A 15698-nucleotide genomic window follows, 5' to 3' on the forward strand; every position below is an offset into this window, starting at 1 on the left:
AACCTCTCCTCCCGCTCGGGTCCGCCCACTGTGGTCCGGGTGGCTTAAGCGGTACCAAGCCCGCATTTGGGCCGGCTTGGTACGCGGTGGGCCCCGCGACCGGGTCGGTCGCGGGGCCCACCGGCGGTTGGGCACGGTCAGCTGGCGACCGGTGCCTCCTCCGCGGCCGGGGTCTGCGGCGGGGTCCGCTTCTCCGGCGGCCCGCCCGGCAGCAGCAGCGCCGGGAGGAGCGCCACGGCGGCGAAGCCGAGCACCCACCAGAACGTCTGGCCGTACGCGTCGGCCAGCGCCGACGGGTCCGGCGGGCCGCCCCGGCCGGCGGTCGCCGCGCTGGCGCTGGCGTGCTGGAGCACCACCGCCAGGACGGCGCCGGCGAACGCCCCGCCGAGCTGCTGGAAGATCCGGATCGCGGTGGTCGCCCGCGGAATCTGCTCCTGCCGCAGCCCCCGGTACGCGCCGACCAGGACCGGCACGGTGGCCGCGCCGAGACCGGCGCCGCTGACGGCCAGCGCGATGCTGAGCACCAACCGGCTGGTGTCGACCCCGACCTGGGTGAAGACGAGCGCGCCCGCCGCGGCGAGGGCGATGCCGACCAGCACGATCGGCCGGGGGCCCATCTTGTCGCTGAGCCGGCCCGCGATGATCAGGGCGATCGCCATGCCGAGGCCCTGCGGCGCGATCAGCAGGCCGGCCCGCAGCGGGGTCAGCCCGGCCACCTGCTGGTAGTAGAGCGGCAGCAGGATGATGGCGCCGAAGAGCACGATGCCGGAGAGGAACACCACCGACGCCGACGCGGCGAAGCTGCGCGCCCGGAACAGCCGCAGGTCCAGCAGCGGCTCGTCGTCGCGCAGCGCGTGCAGCACGAAGCCGACCAGCAGCACCAGCCCGGCGATCAGGAAGGCGATGACGCCGCCCTCGCCGAAGGTGCCCTTGTTGCCGGCGCGGGCCAGGCCGTAGACCACGGCGGCGCAGGCCGGCGAGAGCAGCGCCAGACCCATCCAGTCCAACCGGGACAGCCGGCCGTTGCGCACCGCCTTCTCCCCCGACATGTAGCGCCAGGCCAGGCCGATGGTGAGCAGGCAGATCGGCACGTTGATGAAGAAGATCCAGCGCCAGCTGACGTCGGTGATCAGCCAGCCGCCGAGCACCGGCCCGAGGACCGGGGCGAGCATGGCCGGGACCGCGATGATCGCCATCAGCCGGCCGAGCCGGTCCGGCCCGGCGGCCTGGGCGAGCACCGCCTGGGCGATCGGCACGATCATGCCGCCGCCCAGACCCTGCAGGATCCGGAAGAGGATCAGGCTCTCCGCGGACCAGGCGAAACCGGCCAGGACCGAGCCGACCAGGAAGACCAGCACGGTGACGGTCCAGAGGGTACGCGGGCCGAACCGCTCCATCGCCCAGCCGGTGGCCGGGATGGCCAGGGTCATCGCCAGCAGGTAGCCGGTGCCGACCCACTGGATGGTGGAGATGGTGGAGTGGAAGTCCAGGATGAACTGATTGATCGCGACGTTGGTCATCGTCGAGTCGAGCTGGACGATGACGCCGCCCAGCAGGATGACGAGGGCCAACTTGGCTATCGACGCCTGGGGCGCGCCGGCCGCGGGCTGCGGTGCCGTGCTCATGTCTGCTCCTTCTGTTCGCCGTTCGGCTCTGTCGAAACTGGTCACTGCTCGTCCTCGGTCAGGGCCCGCAGCACCTTGGCCCGTTCCACGTCGGCGCCCTGGCGGCGCTGCTCGGCCGCCTCCTCGGCGGTGAACCCGGCCGCGCACCAGGCGGCGACCTCGTCGATCGGCACGCCCGCCCGCCACCAGGCGGTCATCACCTCGGTGGCCCCGACCCCGTCGGCCAGCACCCGCTGCGCCTCGGCGGCGGTGAAGCCGAGCGCGTGCAGCACGGCCGCGTCGACCGGCGCCACGCCGCGCCGGGCCCACTCCAGGGCGGTCCGGCCGTCCCAGCCGCTCTCCACGTAGCCCCGGGCCACCTCGGCGCTGACCCCGGCCTTGAGCAGCCGCCGGATCGCCTCGGACTTCTTCGGTTCCAGGGCCCGCCCGGCGGCGCGCAGCGACCGGTGGTGCAGCACCCGGGAGACGAAGCTGCGCAGGCCCGGCTCCTCGCCGGCCAGGTAGCGCTGCACCGCGTCCTCGGGCGACACCCCGAACTCGCGCCAGCGCACCGCGTCCCGGGGCGACATGCCGGCCCGGATCCAGGTGTCCACGGTGGCCGGGTTCGCCCCGGCGGTACGCCACTCCGCGGCGGTCCGCGGCCGGTAGACACCCGCCTCCCGCCACCGTTCGGCGCCCTCCGGCGTGAACCCGGCCTCCAGCCAGCGGCGCGCCTCGGCCAGGGTGAACCCCCGGTCGAGCCATTCGCGCAGTGGGTTGGGGCGGGGCTCCTCCTCGCCCGTGGCGAAGACGCTCATGATGTCGCTCCCATCTCCGGAAGGTGCACGGACGACGCCCACTCCGGCGCCGCGCCGTCGGCGCCCACCAGGCAGACCAGTGACTCGAAGGGAGGCCGGCGGTCCGGCCAGGGGGTGTGCCCGTCGGTGAGCACCACCACCAGGTCGGGCCGGGGACGCAGCTGCGCCGCGGCGGCGAGACCGGCCCGCATGTCGGTGCCGCCCCCGCCGACGATGCGCAGCTCCTCGATCCGGCGGATCTCCTGCGCCGGATGCGCCTGCAGGTCGCAGCAGATGACCCGCAGCCGCCGCCGGCCAACCTTCGCCAGGATCTCGGCCACCTCGGCGACCAACTGCTCCAGCTCGGGGCGGCGTACGCTGCCCGAGGTGTCCAGCACCAGCACGGTGTCGGGCACCGGGCGGACCAGCTGCGGGGTGATCACGTCCGGGTGCCCGGCGGTACGGCGCGACGGCCGGCGGTAGCTGTAGTCGACCCGGCCGGAGCTGCGGTTGGCGGCCTTACGGACCAGCGAGCCGATCCGGGCCCGCCAGTCGACCCGCGGCCGCAGCCGCTCCTCGGCCCACCGCTGCCAACCCATCGGCACCTCGCTGCGGGCGCTGACCCGCTCCTGGATGCCCACGGCGACCGAGCGTTCCAGCAGCTCCCGTTCCAGCTCGCCGAGGCCGCCCGCGCCGGTGGAGTCCCACCGCCGGTCGATGCCGTCGGCGCCGCTGCCGCAGTCCAGCCCGGCGGAGAGCTCCCGGCCGGTGCCGTGCAGCAGGTCGGCCAGCTCGTCGAGCATCGGCAGGTACTCCTCGGCGAGCCGGTTGGACGGCAGCCCCAACGCGGCCGGGGAGATCACGTCGGCCGGCCCGTCCAGTCCTTCGGCCTCCAGGTCGTCGTTGATCTCGGCGTCGGCGGCCTGGTTCCAGCGGTGGGCGTCCTCGTCCCGGGCGCCGGCATAGCCGACGGCGTGCAGCGGGGCGTCCGGCCCGCTGGTCGGCCGGACCGGTGACCGCTGGGCGTGCCCCCGGACCAGGTGGCCGATCTGGTGCAGGATCCACCAGCCGATCTGCTCGACCGGGGTGGCCAGCACGGTGCCCGGGTCGACGTGCATCACCCAGCGGGTGTCGGTGGGGAACGCGGCGAACTCCGGATCGGCCACCAGCTCGCCGGTCCGCTCCGCCGCGCTGGGCGCGAGTGGCTCCATGACCAGCGAGAAGACCGCGTTCGCCAGGTACGGGGCCCGGTGCGCGGCCCAGACCCGGGCGGCGGCGAGGCGGGTGGCCAGCTCCTCGCTGTACGGGGCGACCGGCCGGCTCATCGCAGCAGCCCCGCGGCTCTCAGGATCGGCACCAGGTCGAGCATGGTGGTCGGCAGGCTGGTCCCGGCCGGCCGGCAGCGGGCCAGCCCCTTGGCCGCGCTGGCCGCCACGTCCGGCGCGGTACCGGCCACCCGGGCCACCACCGTCCAGGCCTGCTGCCAGGTCTGCGCGGTGCCGTCCGCCCGGACGTACGCCACCACGGCCCCGAGCAGCGCGTGCAGCTGGTCCATCCGGGACGGCAGCGGCACGGACGGGTCGGCCAGCAGGGTGGCCGGGTCCGGCAGGTCCAGGTTGCGGATCCAGGTGAGCAGCTCGAAGCCGGCCGCCTCACCGACCGCGCCGACGACCAGCTGGGCCTGGACCGCGTCGTCCACCCCGGCCGCCGCGCAGGCGGCGAGCGCCACCGCGGCCAGTTCCCAGGTACGCGGGCTGGGCCAGCTCCGGCCGGCCTGGTCGGGACTGGCCGGCACCATCAGCAGCAGTTCCGGACGGATCCGCAGGAAGGCGCCGATCAGGGCCCGCGACCGGGCGATCTCGTCGGCGGCCGGCGGCTCCTTGTGGGCCAGTTCCGGCACGCTGAAGCCGTGCGTGAAGCCCTCCGCGATCGCGGTGGCGTCGACCTCCCAGTGCAGGTGGATCAGGCGGTTGGCCAGCGGGGCGGACAGGTCCCAGCCGTCCGCGGCCTCGGCCGGCGGGTTGGCCGCGGCGACGATCCGCACGTCGGCGGGGAGCACCAGGTCGCCCACCGTCCGCTCCAGCACGACCCGGAGCATGGCCGCCTGCACGGCGGGCGGCGCGGTGGTCAACTCGTCGAGGAAGAGCAGCCCGGAGCCGGTGGCGGCGAGTCGCTCGGCCCAGCGCGGCGGGGCGAACCAGGTGTGCCCGTCGCGCAGCACCGGCAGCCCGGCGAAGTCGCTGGGTTCCCGGATGGAGCCGACCACCACCTCGACGGGCAGGCCGAGCGATTCGCCGAGGGCGAGCACGGACGAGGTCTTGCCGGTGCCGGGAGAACCCCACAGGATCACCGGCAGGTTCGCCGAGACCGCCACGGCGACCGCCTCCCGGACGACTGACAGCTTTCCCATCGCATTGCTCCTCGTCATAGTCCCGATCCACCTGGACGACCCGACTTCGGGCAGGAATTACCGTCCCTGCCATTTCACGGGCGCCAGGGAATGGTCAATTTATTGACAGCTTGTTACGACGACGATTCGCCGCACGGCACAACGTCGTACAGGTGAATTTCAGGTGAAGCGTTGAGGAATGCCGACGGGACCGGGAATTCAGTCCTCCTTGCGGAACAGCCCCCGACCGCCGTATTTCTTGTGCACCGCCTGCTTGCTGACGCCGAGCGCGGCGGCGATCTCCGCCCAGGTCACGCCCTGCGCGCGCGCCCGGCGGACCAGGACCGTCTGGATGCGCTCGAACTCCTTCGCCGCCTCCGCGGTGGCGGCGAGGGCGACCCGGGGGTCGTCGTCGTCGGTGGCGTTGACGAGACTCACCAGCCGAGTGACTTCCATGCCCCCAGCTTAGGAGCGCCGGCGCGCGGCGTCAACCTTGGATGACAAATCCGCGCGCCGGCCGGTCCTGAACAGGGCAGACGTGCCGACTCAGCCCTCGGCGGAGAGTTCCGCCACAACCCGGGCGGGCGCCGGCTGGCCGGCGATCTCGTCGGCCAGCCGGGCCGCACCGGCGGCCCAGCGGTCCTCGGTGAGCATCCCCTCCACGGCGGCCAGCACCGCCTCCGGCCCGGCTGCCTCGGCCGGCAGGGTCACCCCGGCGCCCGCCGCGGCGAGGCGCTCGGCGTTGAGCATCTGGTCGGGCGCCTGCGGGACGATCACCTGGGGCACCCCGAAGCAGGCCGCGGTGAGCATCGAACCGGCCCCGCCGTGGTGCACCGCCACCACACAGCTCGGCATCAGCAGCTGCAACGGCACCTCCGCCACCACGCGCACCCGCTCCGGCAGCTCGCCCAGCCCCGGCCGGTCCGCCGCCCGCACGGTCAGCACGATCTCCGCGTCCAGCGCGGAGAGCGCGCGCACGGTGTCGCGCACCGGCGAGCTGTCCGCGCCCAACTGGACCCGGTTGGAGGTGGTCCAGGACATCCCGACGCGGGGCCGCTCCGCCGGGTACAGCAGCCAGTCGGGCACCTCGCCGGGCCCGTTGTACGGCACGTACCGGCAGGCCAGCCGGTGCGGCACCGTCTGGCTCTGCAGGCTGGCCGGCGTGGGGTCGACCGTGCCGGAGCTGTACTCCTCGCGTACCTCGGCGCCGAACCGGTCGAAGAGCTTGCGCAGGTCCTCCGGCCACTGGTCGACCGGCGCCCCGGCACCCGGCGACCCGAGCAGCGACGGCACCTGCGGGCCCCAGAGGTGCCGCACCAGCCGCGCGCCGGCCAGCTCGGCGACGAGCGGCGCCACCATCACCATCGGATCGGCGACCACCAGGTCGGGACGCCACACCCGGATCAGCGCGGCCAGGTCGTCGGCCATCGCCTCGGCCGCGTGCACGTGCGGGGCGGTACGCAGCTCGATGAAGCGGCGCAGCTCGGCCGGCGGCAGCTCGCGCAGCGCCTGGAAGCTCGACGGCAGCTGGCCGCCCTGCCGGCGTACCGCCTCGTTGACCTGGGCCAGCCCGGCCATCAGGTCGTACGAGCCGCCGACCGGGACGGCGGGGAGACCGGAGGCGGTGACCGACTCCACCGCGGTGGGCTGGGCGGCGACCCGGACGTCGTGACCGGCGCCGCGGAATGCCCAGGCCAGCGGCACCATCGGGTAGTAGTGGCTGGGCCAGGCCATCGGCAGGAACAGGACGCGCACGGGAGGCTCCTCTCGGTCGGCGCGGCTGCGAGGGAGGCCCAGCGCAGCAGCTCCGGCTGAACCGTCGACAAGGCGGCACCAACGTCACGCGTCGGGCACATGGCACGAGCACCGCAGATCGGACGGCGGCCGGAGTTTGGGACGGCTTTGGCCCGCCCGCCGACGATGGGCCCGCGCCGGCTGGCGGCGCGGCCGGTCGACCACGGCCGGCTCCGGCGGGAAGGAACCGCGCGATGCCCGAGACCGAACTGACCGACATCCGCGCCGAACTGGCGAAGGAGCAGGAGAAGGAATCCGACGCCAACCCGATCAGCACCCGCGCGCTGGCCACGGCCGCCGCCGTGGCCGCCGGCCGGATCGAACCGCACGAGGTGGCCGGCGCGGACGTGCTCGCCGAGTGCATCGTCCTGGAAGGGCTGACCGAGGTCGTGGAGAAGATGGTCATCCACGCCGGTCCGGACGGACCTGGCCCCGGCACCATCGCCGAGTACACCGACGCGCTCCTCGACGCCGAGGGCCAGCGGGTCGGCACGATCACCGGCCGGGCCGTGGTGCTCGACATGCTGCCGCACATGTGGCAGCTGCACCGCAACGTCACCGAGTTCCCCGACGGCAGCATGGAGGCGGTCGGGGTGGTCGACGCCACCTCCATCGTGCAGGGCCTCACCGCCACCATCCCGGTCACCGGGCTCAGCGGCCGGTACGCGGGCCGCACCGGCTTCCGCACCCTGGTGCTCACCGAGGGCGACGACGAGTCGCCCCGCTACGACGTGACGATCGTGCTGTGTTGACCGGCTACCTGGCCCGTCCCCCGGCGCCCGACCGCCGGCTGCGGCTGTTCTGCCTGCACCACGCCGGCGGCGCGGCGTCGGCGTACGCGGACTGGGACGGGGAGCTGGGCGACGAGGTGGACCTGCTGCCGATCCAGCTGCCCGGGCGGGAGGGGCGGATCGGGGAGCCCCGGCTGCGCCGGATGGACACCCTCGTCGAGCAGCTGATCGCCGAGCTGGGCGGATACCTGCGCCCGCCGTACGCGTTCTACGGGCACAGCATGGGCGCGCTGGTGGCGTACGCCCTGACCGAGGCCCTGCACGCCCGGGGCCGCGCGCTGCCGGAGCAGGTGCTGGTCGGGGCGTACCCGGCGCCGGACCAGCACCGCTTCATCCGCGAGGTGCCGGGGATGTCGCCGGAGGAGCTGACCCAGCTGCTGCTGCGCATCGGCGGGATGTCCGAGCTGGTGCTGCGCTACCCCGCGTGGCGCGACGCCGCCACCGGGCTCACCCGCGACGACCTGCTGGTCTGCCACAGCTACACACCCGGACCGGTGCCGATCCCCTGCGACCTGCACGCCTTCGCCGGCGACCGGGACCCGCTGATGGCCCTGGCCGAGGCCGCCGGCTGGGTGCGGTACACCGACGGGCGGTTCCGGCTGCACCGGGTCCCGGGCGGGCACTTCTTCGTCCGGGACGCGCGTACCGAGTTCTTCGGCACGCTGCGCGCGGTGCTCGGGCTGCGGCCGCGCGCCGCCGTACCGTCCGGCTCCGGCGCACGGTCGGGCGCGGTGGCTCCGGTCCACCGCGCCTGACCGGCCGGCCGGCGCGGGGCTACCAGCGCACGGGCAGGTGGGTCACCCCGACGGTCGGCACCGCCTCGCGGAAACCGATCTCCGCCGGGGGTACGGCCAGCCGCAGGCCCGGGAAACGCCGCAGCAGCGCGGAGAGCCCGATGCGCAGCTCGGCGCGGGTGAGGTGCTGGCCCAGGCACTGGTGGGCGCCGTGGCCGAAGGTGAGATGCCCGCTGCTCGGGCGGTCCGCCCGGAACTCGGTCGGATCGTCGAACCGCGCCCCGTCCCGGTTGGCGGCGGAGAGCGAGACGGTGACCGTCTCCCCCGCCGCGATCGTGACGCCGCCCAGCTCGACGTCGGTGAGCGCGGCGCGCGAGGCGAACTGCACCACCGCGAGGTAGCGCAGCAGTTCGTCGACGGCGGTCTCGGTCAGCACGCCGTCCCGGCCACGGATCCCCTCCGCCAGATCCGGTCTCTCCAACAGCAGGTAGACACCGAGACCCAGCATGTTGGCGGTGGTCTCGTGGCCGGCGATGAGCATCAGCAGGGCGATGCCGGCCAGCTCCTGGTCGCCGAGCCCACCGTCGGCGATCAACCCGCTGAGCAGGTCGTCGCCGGGCTCGGCACGCTTGCGCCGGGCCAGCCCCAGCATGAACTCCATGGTGGCCCGGGTGGCCGCCATGGCCGCCTGCGGATTCGACTCCGGGTCGATGGTGGCCATCCGGTGCCGCTGGATCTCCTCGTGGCTCTCCTCGGGCACGCCGAGCAGCTCGCAGATGATCTGCGCCGGCACCGGCAGGGCGAAGGCCCGCATCAGGTCGGCGGTCGGGCCGGCGGCGGCCAGCGCGTCCAGCCGCTGGGCCACCACCCGCTCGATCATCGGCTCCAGCTCGCGGACCCGGCGCACGGTGAAGTGCCGGTTGATCAGCTGGCGGTACCGGGTGTGGTCGGGGGCGTCCATGCCGATGAACACGCCCGGCATCGCGGCCATCGGCTTCGCCGGCGTCGGCACCGGCGAGTGCCGCAACTCGTGCCGGGCGCTGAACCGCGGATCGGCCAGCACGGTCCGGGCCAGCGCGTGCCCGGTGACCAGCCAACCGTCGTGGCCGTCCGGGTAGCGCATCCGGGTGATCGGGTCCCGCGCCCGCAGCGACGCCAGCTCCTCCGGGGGGTCGAAGGGGCAGCGCCGCGCGACGGGCAGGCCGGACACCGAGCTGTTGAGATCGGTCATGGAGCCTCCTTACGAGGGGGTTGAGGAAGCGCGCGAGTCAGGCGGCCGGCCGGAAGTCGAGCCGGTCGTCGGCGGAGAGGATCGCCGCCTGGAGATCACGCAGGCCCCGACACGGCTCCAGGCCCAGTTCGTCACTGAGCACGGCGCGTGCGTTCTGGTAGACCCGCAGCGCGTCGGCCTGCCGTTCGGAGCGGTACAGGGCCAGCATGAGCTGGCGGTAGAACGCCTCCCGCAGCGGATGTTCCGCGGTGAGGGCCTGGAGGGTGCCGATGAGGTCGCGATGCCGGCCGAGGGCGAGATTCGACTCGACCATCGCCTCGACGCACTCCAGGTAGAACTCGTCGAGCCAGGTGGCGAAGACGCTGACCGCCGGGCTGTCCCGCAGCCCCATCAGGGCGGGCCCGCGCCACAGCGCCAGCCCTTCCTCGAAGAGCGCCACCGCGGCCTCGTGGTCGTGGTCGCGGGCCGCCTGCCGGCCCTGGCGGACCAGGTTCTGGAAGACGTGCACGTCGACCTGGTCGGCGCCGGTGTTGAGCACGTACCCGGGCAGCCGGGTGACGATCGGGTTCTGCGCGTCCTCCGGACGGTGCAGGAACTTGCGCAGCTGGGAGACGTAGACCTGGAGCGCGGCGGTGGAGCGCCGCGGCGCGTTGTCGCCCCACAGCTCCGCGGTCAGCTGGTCGATGGAGACCACCTGCCCGGACCGGATCAGGAGCACGCAGAGCAGGATCTGGATCTTGCGGGCACCGATGGTCGTGTCACCCGCGCCGCCGAACACCCGCAGCGGCCCGAGCAGGCCGTAGCGGATCGCGCTGGCGTCGACGACCGGTCGGTACGCCGATGTCGCCAGGGTGGAGGACAGCGTCATGCGTTCACCTCTTCGTCGTGGCCGGTGGCGCGACGCAGGGGTGGGTCGACGGCCTCCCCCGGACACGGCACCGACGAGCACCAATTCGGCAGACCAATTCCGGCACGCCGTGATCCGGTGACCCGGAAATTGCTGGTCGGGCTGGCGACGGTCCCTGTCGTCGCCCGCCGAATCGGCTCGGCAGAAAGATATCCACCGGCGGTTGAGGGGCCAACCCCACAACCGCGGGCGGGACAACCCCTATACCCCTGGGGTCGGGGTCCGGATCCGCCCCGGCCAATGCGCCCGAGCACGGGAAATGTCGGCCGGGGGAAAGCGTCGCTTTAGCCGCCGTGCCGATGATGGCCGCCGGATGCGCGCCTGCAGAAAGGATCCCCATGGACGGCCGTGCCGCCTATCTCCTCGCCGTCGGCACCGCGCTGCCCGGGCCGGCCCTGTCGAACGCCCACCTGGCCCGCCGGTTCGGTCTGCCCGGCGTCTGGGAGCAGTGGGTGGACACCTTCATCGGCACCCGCAACCGGCACCTGGCGCGGGATCTGGACACCGGCGAGGTCCGCTACTCGCTCGCCGACATGTGCGAGACCGCCGGCGCCCGGGCGCTGGCCGCCGCCGGGGTCGGTCCGGACGACGTCGACCTGGTGGTGCTCGGCACCTCCTCGCCCGACCGGCTGATGCCGGCCACCGTCAACATGGTCGCCGACCGGCTGGGCATCGACGGCGTCCCCACGTACCAGATGCAGTCCGGCTGCACCGGCGCGGTGCAGGCCCTCGACGTGGCGCACAAGATGCTCCTGGTCGGCCGCTACCGCACGGCGCTGGTGCTCGGCGCGGACAGCTGCGCCAAGCACCTGGACGTGCACGCGGACACCAGCGGCGCGGACCCGGCGGAGCAGGTCAACGGCGTGCTCTTCGGCGACGGGGCCGGCGCCGCCGTGCTGCGCACCGAACCGGTGCCCGGCGCGCTCGAGGTCCGCCACGTGGAGCTGCGCCTGGTCGGTCGGGGCCGGGCGCCGGGTCAGGTCGTCGAGTGGTTCGGCGCCGGCGACGGCCCGCCCACCGCGCCGGTGGTGGAGGACTACAAGGCGATCGAGGAGTCGGTGCCGCCGATGGCGCAGCGCACCCTGCGCCGCGTGCTGGACGAGCTGGACTGGCAGGACGACGAGGTCGACTACCTGCTCCCGCCGCAGCTGTCCGGCCGGATGACCACCCGGATCACCGCCGCCCTCGGCCTGCCCGGGGCGTACGAGGTGAGCTGCGTGGCCGACATCGGCAACACCGGCAACGCCCTGCCGTTCTTCCAGCTCGAACAGGTGATGCCGAAGATGGCGGCCGGCGACCGGGCGGTCGGCGTGGCCATCGAGTCCAGCAAGTGGATCGAGGCCGGGTTCGCGTTGGAGGCGGTCTGAGTGGACGCCGCGACCCCCACCGCCGAGACGCTGCTCGACCTGCACCGGTCGGGCCGGCTCGCGGCGCGCTACCCGGAGGTCCGCGCCCTGCTCGGCGGGCTCGACGACGCCGAGCTCGTCCGGGCCGGCCGGCTGCTCGCCCGCCTCGACGTCGACGAGGTACGCGCCGCGCATCCGGGCGTCCCCACGGTCGCCGTCACGGTGACCGGGCATGGCACCCTCGCCCCGCTGCTGCCCGCGCTCACCGCCGAACTGGCCCGGCACGGCCTGCTGCTGCACGCCCGGCTCTCCCCCTTCGACTCGTACGTCTTCGACCTGGCCGACCCGGGCAGCGAGCTGTACCAGGCCGAACCGGACCTGGTGCTCTGCGTGCTCGACCCGATGGTGGTCTTCGACGAGGTGCCGGTGCCGTGGCGCCCCGCCGACGTGGCCCGGGTGCTCGCCGAGAAGGTCGACCTGGTCGAGCGCCTGGCCGCCACCTTCCGGTCCACCGCGCGCGGCACCCTCGTGCTGAACACGCTGCCCCTGCTGCGGCGGCACACCGCCCAACTCGTCGACCTGACCTCCCGGGCCGAGCTGGGCGCGCTCTGGCGGGAGGCCAACGCCCGGCTGCTGCGCCTGTCCGCCGCCAACCCCTCCCTGGTGGTCGTCGACCTCGACCCCCTACTCGCGGAGGGGTCCCCCGCCTGCGACCCCCGGCTGACCGTGTACGCCAAGGCGCACCTGGCCGAGCCGCTGCTCGCCGGGTACGCCCGCGAGGTCGGCCACCTGGCCCGGAACCTGGCCGGGCAGACCAAGAAGTGCCTGGCGCTGGACCTGGACGGCACGGTGTGGGGCGGCATCCTCGGCGACGACGGCATCGACGGCATCGAGGTGGCGGAGAGCTACCGCGGCGAGGCGCACCGGGCCTTCCAGCGGGTCGCCAAGCAGCTCGGCGCGCAGGGAGTGCTGCTCACCGCGGTGAGTAAGAACGAGGCGGCCGCCGTCGGGCAGGTGTTGCGCGAGCACCCCGACATGACGCTGCGCGAGGACGACTTCGTCCGGGTGGTGGCCAACTGGGCGCCCAAGCACGACAACCTCACCGAGCTGGCGCGGTCGCTGAACCTGCACCCGGACAGCTTCGTCTTCGTCGACGACAGCCCCTTCGAGTGCGGACTGATCCGGCACGCCCTGCCCGGCACCGCCGTCGTGCAGGTCGACGCGGAGCCGGCGCTGCACCTGGTGAGGCTGCTGCGGGACGGCTGGTTCACCACCCGCCAGCTCACCGCCGAGGACCGGGACCGGGCCGCCGGCTACCGCGACGAACTGGCCCGGCAGGACTTCCGCCAGTCGTTCTCCTCGCTCGCCGACTACCTGACCGAGCTGGCGGTCGAGGTGGAGCTGGGCGGGGCCGGTCCCGAGCAGGTGCCCCGGGTGTCCCAGCTGTCGTTGCGCACCAACCAGTTCAACCCGACCACCCGGCGGTTGCAGCCGCAGGACGTCAGCGACCTGCTCGACGACCCGTACGCCCGGGTGCTCACCGTGCGCAGCCGGGACCGCTTCGGTGAGAACGGCCTGGTCGGCGCCCTGTTCCTGCGCCGCGACGGCGACCTCGTGCAGATCGAGAACTTCCTGCTCAGCTGCCGGGTCTTCTCCCGCGGCATCGAGCAGGCGTGCCTGGCCGCGGTGCTGCGGCACGCCCGGGCCGGCGGCGCGTCGGCCGTGCTGGCCAGCTACCGGCCGACCGCCAAGAACCGGGTCGTCGCGGACCTCTGGACCCGGCACGGCTTCACGCCGGCCGGCGAGGACGGCGACGCCATCCGCTTCCGGCACGACCTGCACGACATCCCGGCGGTGCCCGAGCACATCCGCCTCACCGACCGCATTGGAGTGGACGCCGCATGAACAGCCTCGACGACTTCCTGCACCTCGTCACCGACGAGGTGGGCATCCCGGTCAACGCCGAGGACGCCCGCGGTGACCTCGACCAGGTGGCCGGCTGGGACTCGGTGCACCTGCTCACCCTGCTCACGGTGCTGGAGCAGCGGACCGGGCGCACCCTCGCGCTGCCCGACGTGCTGGCGGCCCGCAGCCTCGCCGACATCTACGACCTGGCCGTGACGGCATGAGGATCACCCCCGTCGCCCGGCAGCGCCGGCACACGTTCTTCTTCCTCGACCAGATCCGGGACTTCTCGCCGGTCTTCCTCGACACCGAGGTGGACATGACCGCGGTACGCCGGCACCGGGCGGCGGCCCGCGCGGACGGCCACCGGTACTCGGTGGTCAGCTACCTGCTGCGGGTGACCGGGCGGGTGCTCGCCGCCCACCCCGACGCGAACGCCGCGATCAGCGGCCGGCTCCGCGCCCGGGTGGCCCGGTACGACCGGGTGAACGGCAAGCTCACCCTGGACAAGACCGTCGACGGGCAGCGGGTGGTGCTGGCGGCGGTCCTGCCGGACCTGCACACCGCGAGCCTGGACGACATCCAGCGCCAGGTGGACCACTACCGCGACGGCGACCCCGACGAGATGCCGGAGTTCGCCATGCTGCGCAAGCTGCACCAGGCGCCGGCGCTGCTCGGCCGGGCCGTGTTCCGGCTCGGCACCCGGCCGCTGCGCCGGCGCGGCGACGCGTTCGGCACCTTCGCGGTCACCTCGCTGGGGCACCGCCCGGTGGACAGCTTCCACTCGGTGGGCGGCACCACCATCACCCTCGGCGTCGGGCAGGTCGCCGACCGGCCGGTGGTCCGCGACGGCCGGCTGGCGATCGCCCCGCTCATGCGGCTCAGCCTCGCCTTCGACCACCGGGTGATCGACGGCGCCGAGGCGGCCGACGTCCTCACCGAGATCAAGAGCGGCCTGGAGAGCTTCGCACCGGCCGTCGACCCGGACGGTGCGCCGGCGCACCGGGCCGACCCGACGCGCGAGCCGGACCTGGAGCGGGCATGAACGACCTGGACGAACTGAAGCGCTACATCACCGTGCACGCCCGCGGCCAGCGGATCCCCGACCTGCCCGCGCTGCTGGACCGGATCCGCACCGACGCCGGCGAGGAGCCCGGCTCCTGGGTCCGGGAGTGGAGCGACCGGGGCGACCGGCTGGAGCGCGACGGCAAGCTGCTCGACGCCGCCCGGCACTTCGCCATGGCCCGCTTCCCGTACGTCGACGGCCCGCCCCGCGCGGAGGCGCTGCGCCGCTGCGTGGCGGCCTTCGACCGGTGGCGCGCCGACGGCCAGGGCATCGAGCGGCTCGACCTGGACCTGCCCGGCGGCCGGGTCGGCTGCTGGGCCGCCGGGCTGGACGCCGCCGCACCGCGCCCGCTGCTGCTGGTGCTGGGTGGGATCGTCAGCGTCAAGGAGCAGTGGGCGCCCACCCTGCCGCTCTTCGCCAAGCTGGGGTTCGCCGCGGTCGGCACCGAGCTGCCCGGGGCCGGGGAGAACACCCTGCGCTACGGCCCGGAGAGCTGGCGGATGCTGCCCGACCTGCTCGACCGGCTCGCCGACCGGGCCGACGTGTCCCGCACGTACGCCATCGCGTTCAGCTTCGCCGGGCACCTGGCGCTGCGGACCGCCGCCGAGGATCCGCGGCTGGCCGGCATCGTGACCGCCGGGGCGCCGGTGCGGGAGTTCTTCACCGACCGGGCCTGGCAGGCCCGGGTGCCGGACATCACCATGGACACCCTCGCCCACCTGACCGGCACGAAGCGGGCGGAGCTGGTCGCCGGGCTCGACGCCTGGGCGCTCACCGACGCCCAGCTGGCGGCCGTCGGGATCCCGGTGGCGTACCTGGCCAGCCGGCGTGACGAGATCATCCCGCCGGCCGAGGCGGCCCGGCTGCCGGAGCGGCTGCGGCGGCTGCACCTGGTCGAGAACGACGACACCCACGGCTCGCCCCGGCACGTGGTCGGCTCCCAACTCTGGACGCTGGCCTCACTGCTGCGGCTGCGCGGGGAACGCGGGCCGCGCCGGGTGCTGGTCGGCGGGCTGGCCCGGGTCGCCTGGCTGGCCGACCGGTTGCGGCCGGGACGCGACTGACCACGCGGCCCCGGGCCGAGGGCACCGGGCGCCGACACCACCGACGAACGGCGCAGGAGGGGACCGGACG

The 15698-nt window shown here is 74.1% G+C and carries 15 protein-coding genes; 7 read left to right on the top strand and 8 right to left on the bottom strand.

Features of this window, described 5'->3' with window-relative positions:
- Nucleotides 1–137: 137 nt before the first annotated feature.
- The 6 genes from AB0I11_RS32965 to AB0I11_RS32990 form a co-directional block, all read right to left on the bottom strand.
- On the bottom strand, nt 138–1625 hold the full coding sequence (locus AB0I11_RS32965; RefSeq protein WP_357329614.1) for a DHA2 family efflux MFS transporter permease subunit: 1488 nt from the start codon (nt 1623–1625) through the stop codon (nt 138–140).
- 41 nt (nt 1626–1666) lie between these two features.
- Entirely contained in the window at nt 1667–2422 is a 756-nt protein-coding gene (locus AB0I11_RS32970; RefSeq protein WP_357329616.1) for a hypothetical protein, read from the bottom strand.
- Nucleotides 2419–3726: a VWA-like domain-containing protein gene (locus AB0I11_RS32975; RefSeq protein ID WP_357329618.1), complete on the bottom strand. Its 1308-nt coding sequence runs from the start codon at nt 3724–3726 to the stop codon at nt 2419–2421. The genes AB0I11_RS32970 and AB0I11_RS32975 overlap by 4 nt, the downstream gene beginning before the upstream one ends.
- A complete protein-coding gene (locus tag AB0I11_RS32980) occupies nt 3723–4811 on the bottom strand; it encodes an ATP-binding protein (RefSeq protein WP_357329620.1) in 1089 nt (362 codons plus the stop codon). The genes AB0I11_RS32975 and AB0I11_RS32980 overlap by 4 nt, the downstream gene beginning before the upstream one ends.
- Nucleotides 4812–5009: 198 nt before the next feature.
- Nucleotides 5010–5246: a helix-turn-helix domain-containing protein gene (locus tag AB0I11_RS32985; RefSeq protein WP_046562917.1), complete on the bottom strand. Its 237-nt coding sequence runs from the start codon at nt 5244–5246 to the stop codon at nt 5010–5012.
- A gap of 90 nt (nt 5247–5336) precedes the next feature.
- Nucleotides 5337–6545, bottom strand: a complete 1209-nt coding sequence (locus AB0I11_RS32990; protein WP_357329623.1) for a nucleotide disphospho-sugar-binding domain-containing protein — start codon at nt 6543–6545, stop codon at nt 5337–5339.
- Between the two features lie 233 nt (nt 6546–6778).
- On the opposite strand from AB0I11_RS32990, the gene AB0I11_RS32995 reads away from it, so the two are divergent.
- On the top strand, nt 6779–7336 hold the full coding sequence (locus AB0I11_RS32995) for a hypothetical protein (protein WP_357329625.1): 558 nt from the start codon (nt 6779–6781) through the stop codon (nt 7334–7336).
- On the top strand, nt 7333–8130 hold the full coding sequence (locus tag AB0I11_RS33000; RefSeq protein WP_357329627.1) for a thioesterase domain-containing protein: 798 nt from the start codon (nt 7333–7335) through the stop codon (nt 8128–8130). Before AB0I11_RS32995 ends, AB0I11_RS33000 begins: the two co-directional genes overlap by 4 nt.
- A 19-nt stretch (nt 8131–8149) precedes the next feature.
- Here AB0I11_RS33000 and AB0I11_RS33005 read toward each other — a convergent pair whose 3' ends face one another.
- The gene (locus AB0I11_RS33005; RefSeq protein ID WP_357329629.1) at nt 8150–9340 is read right to left on the bottom strand and encodes a cytochrome P450; all 1191 of its coding nucleotides are present in this window, start codon (nt 9338–9340) and stop codon (nt 8150–8152) included.
- A 37-nt stretch (nt 9341–9377) separates the two neighbouring features.
- Nucleotides 9378–10208, bottom strand: a complete 831-nt coding sequence (locus tag AB0I11_RS33010; RefSeq protein ID WP_357329631.1) for an AfsR/SARP family transcriptional regulator — start codon at nt 10206–10208, stop codon at nt 9378–9380.
- 377 nt (nt 10209–10585) lie between these two features.
- On the opposite strand from AB0I11_RS33010, the gene AB0I11_RS33015 reads away from it, so the two are divergent.
- Genes AB0I11_RS33015 through AB0I11_RS33035 form a run of 5 tightly spaced genes read left to right on the top strand, consistent with a single transcriptional unit; the run spans nt 10586 to nt 15628 of the window.
- Nucleotides 10586–11614 carry a 3-oxoacyl-ACP synthase III family protein gene (locus AB0I11_RS33015; protein ID WP_357329633.1) on the top strand — a complete coding sequence of 343 codons (1029 nt, stop codon included), beginning with the start codon at nt 10586–10588 and terminating at the stop codon, nt 11612–11614.
- Nucleotides 11615–13498 (top strand): HAD-IIIC family phosphatase, encoded by a 1884-nt coding sequence (locus AB0I11_RS33020; RefSeq protein ID WP_357329635.1) that lies wholly within the window; start codon nt 11615–11617, stop codon nt 13496–13498.
- The gene (locus AB0I11_RS33025; RefSeq protein ID WP_046562921.1) at nt 13495–13722 is read left to right on the top strand and encodes a phosphopantetheine-binding protein; all 228 of its coding nucleotides are present in this window, start codon (nt 13495–13497) and stop codon (nt 13720–13722) included. Before AB0I11_RS33020 ends, AB0I11_RS33025 begins: the two co-directional genes overlap by 4 nt.
- Nucleotides 13719–14543, top strand: a complete 825-nt coding sequence (locus tag AB0I11_RS33030; RefSeq protein WP_357329638.1) for a 2-oxo acid dehydrogenase subunit E2 — start codon at nt 13719–13721, stop codon at nt 14541–14543. The genes AB0I11_RS33025 and AB0I11_RS33030 overlap by 4 nt, the downstream gene beginning before the upstream one ends.
- Entirely contained in the window at nt 14540–15628 is a 1089-nt protein-coding gene (locus AB0I11_RS33035) for an alpha/beta fold hydrolase (protein ID WP_357329640.1), read from the top strand. The genes AB0I11_RS33030 and AB0I11_RS33035 overlap by 4 nt, the downstream gene beginning before the upstream one ends.
- Nucleotides 15629–15698: the final 70 nt, after the last annotated feature.

Source organism: Micromonospora sp. NPDC050495, from assembly GCF_040655175.1.
Lineage (GTDB): Bacteria > Actinomycetota > Actinomycetes > Mycobacteriales > Micromonosporaceae > Micromonospora.

Excerpts from the sequence above, each read along its gene's own strand:
- AB0I11_RS32985 (WP_046562917.1), bottom strand. The coding sequence starts at position 5,246 with ATGGAAGTCACTCGGCTGGTGAGTCTCGTCAACGCCACCGACGACGAC.
- AB0I11_RS32970 (WP_357329616.1), bottom strand. The coding sequence starts at position 2,422 with ATGAGCGTCTTCGCCACGGGCGAGGAGGAGCCCCGCCCCAACCCACTG.
- AB0I11_RS33025 (WP_046562921.1), top strand. The coding sequence starts at position 13,495 with ATGAACAGCCTCGACGACTTCCTGCACCTCGTCACCGACGAGGTGGGC.
- AB0I11_RS33030 (WP_357329638.1), top strand. The coding sequence starts at position 13,719 with ATGAGGATCACCCCCGTCGCCCGGCAGCGCCGGCACACGTTCTTCTTC.
- AB0I11_RS33015 (WP_357329633.1), top strand. The coding sequence starts at position 10,586 with ATGGACGGCCGTGCCGCCTATCTCCTCGCCGTCGGCACCGCGCTGCCC.
- AB0I11_RS32995 (WP_357329625.1), top strand. The coding sequence starts at position 6,779 with ATGCCCGAGACCGAACTGACCGACATCCGCGCCGAACTGGCGAAGGAG.
- AB0I11_RS32965 (WP_357329614.1), bottom strand. The coding sequence starts at position 1,625 with ATGAGCACGGCACCGCAGCCCGCGGCCGGCGCGCCCCAGGCGTCGATA.
- AB0I11_RS33010 (WP_357329631.1), bottom strand. The coding sequence starts at position 10,208 with ATGACGCTGTCCTCCACCCTGGCGACATCGGCGTACCGACCGGTCGTC.
- AB0I11_RS33005 (WP_357329629.1), bottom strand. The coding sequence starts at position 9,340 with ATGACCGATCTCAACAGCTCGGTGTCCGGCCTGCCCGTCGCGCGGCGC.
- AB0I11_RS33035 (WP_357329640.1), top strand. The coding sequence starts at position 14,540 with ATGAACGACCTGGACGAACTGAAGCGCTACATCACCGTGCACGCCCGC.
- AB0I11_RS32975 (WP_357329618.1), bottom strand. The coding sequence starts at position 3,726 with ATGAGCCGGCCGGTCGCCCCGTACAGCGAGGAGCTGGCCACCCGCCTC.
- AB0I11_RS32980 (WP_357329620.1), bottom strand. The coding sequence starts at position 4,811 with ATGGGAAAGCTGTCAGTCGTCCGGGAGGCGGTCGCCGTGGCGGTCTCG.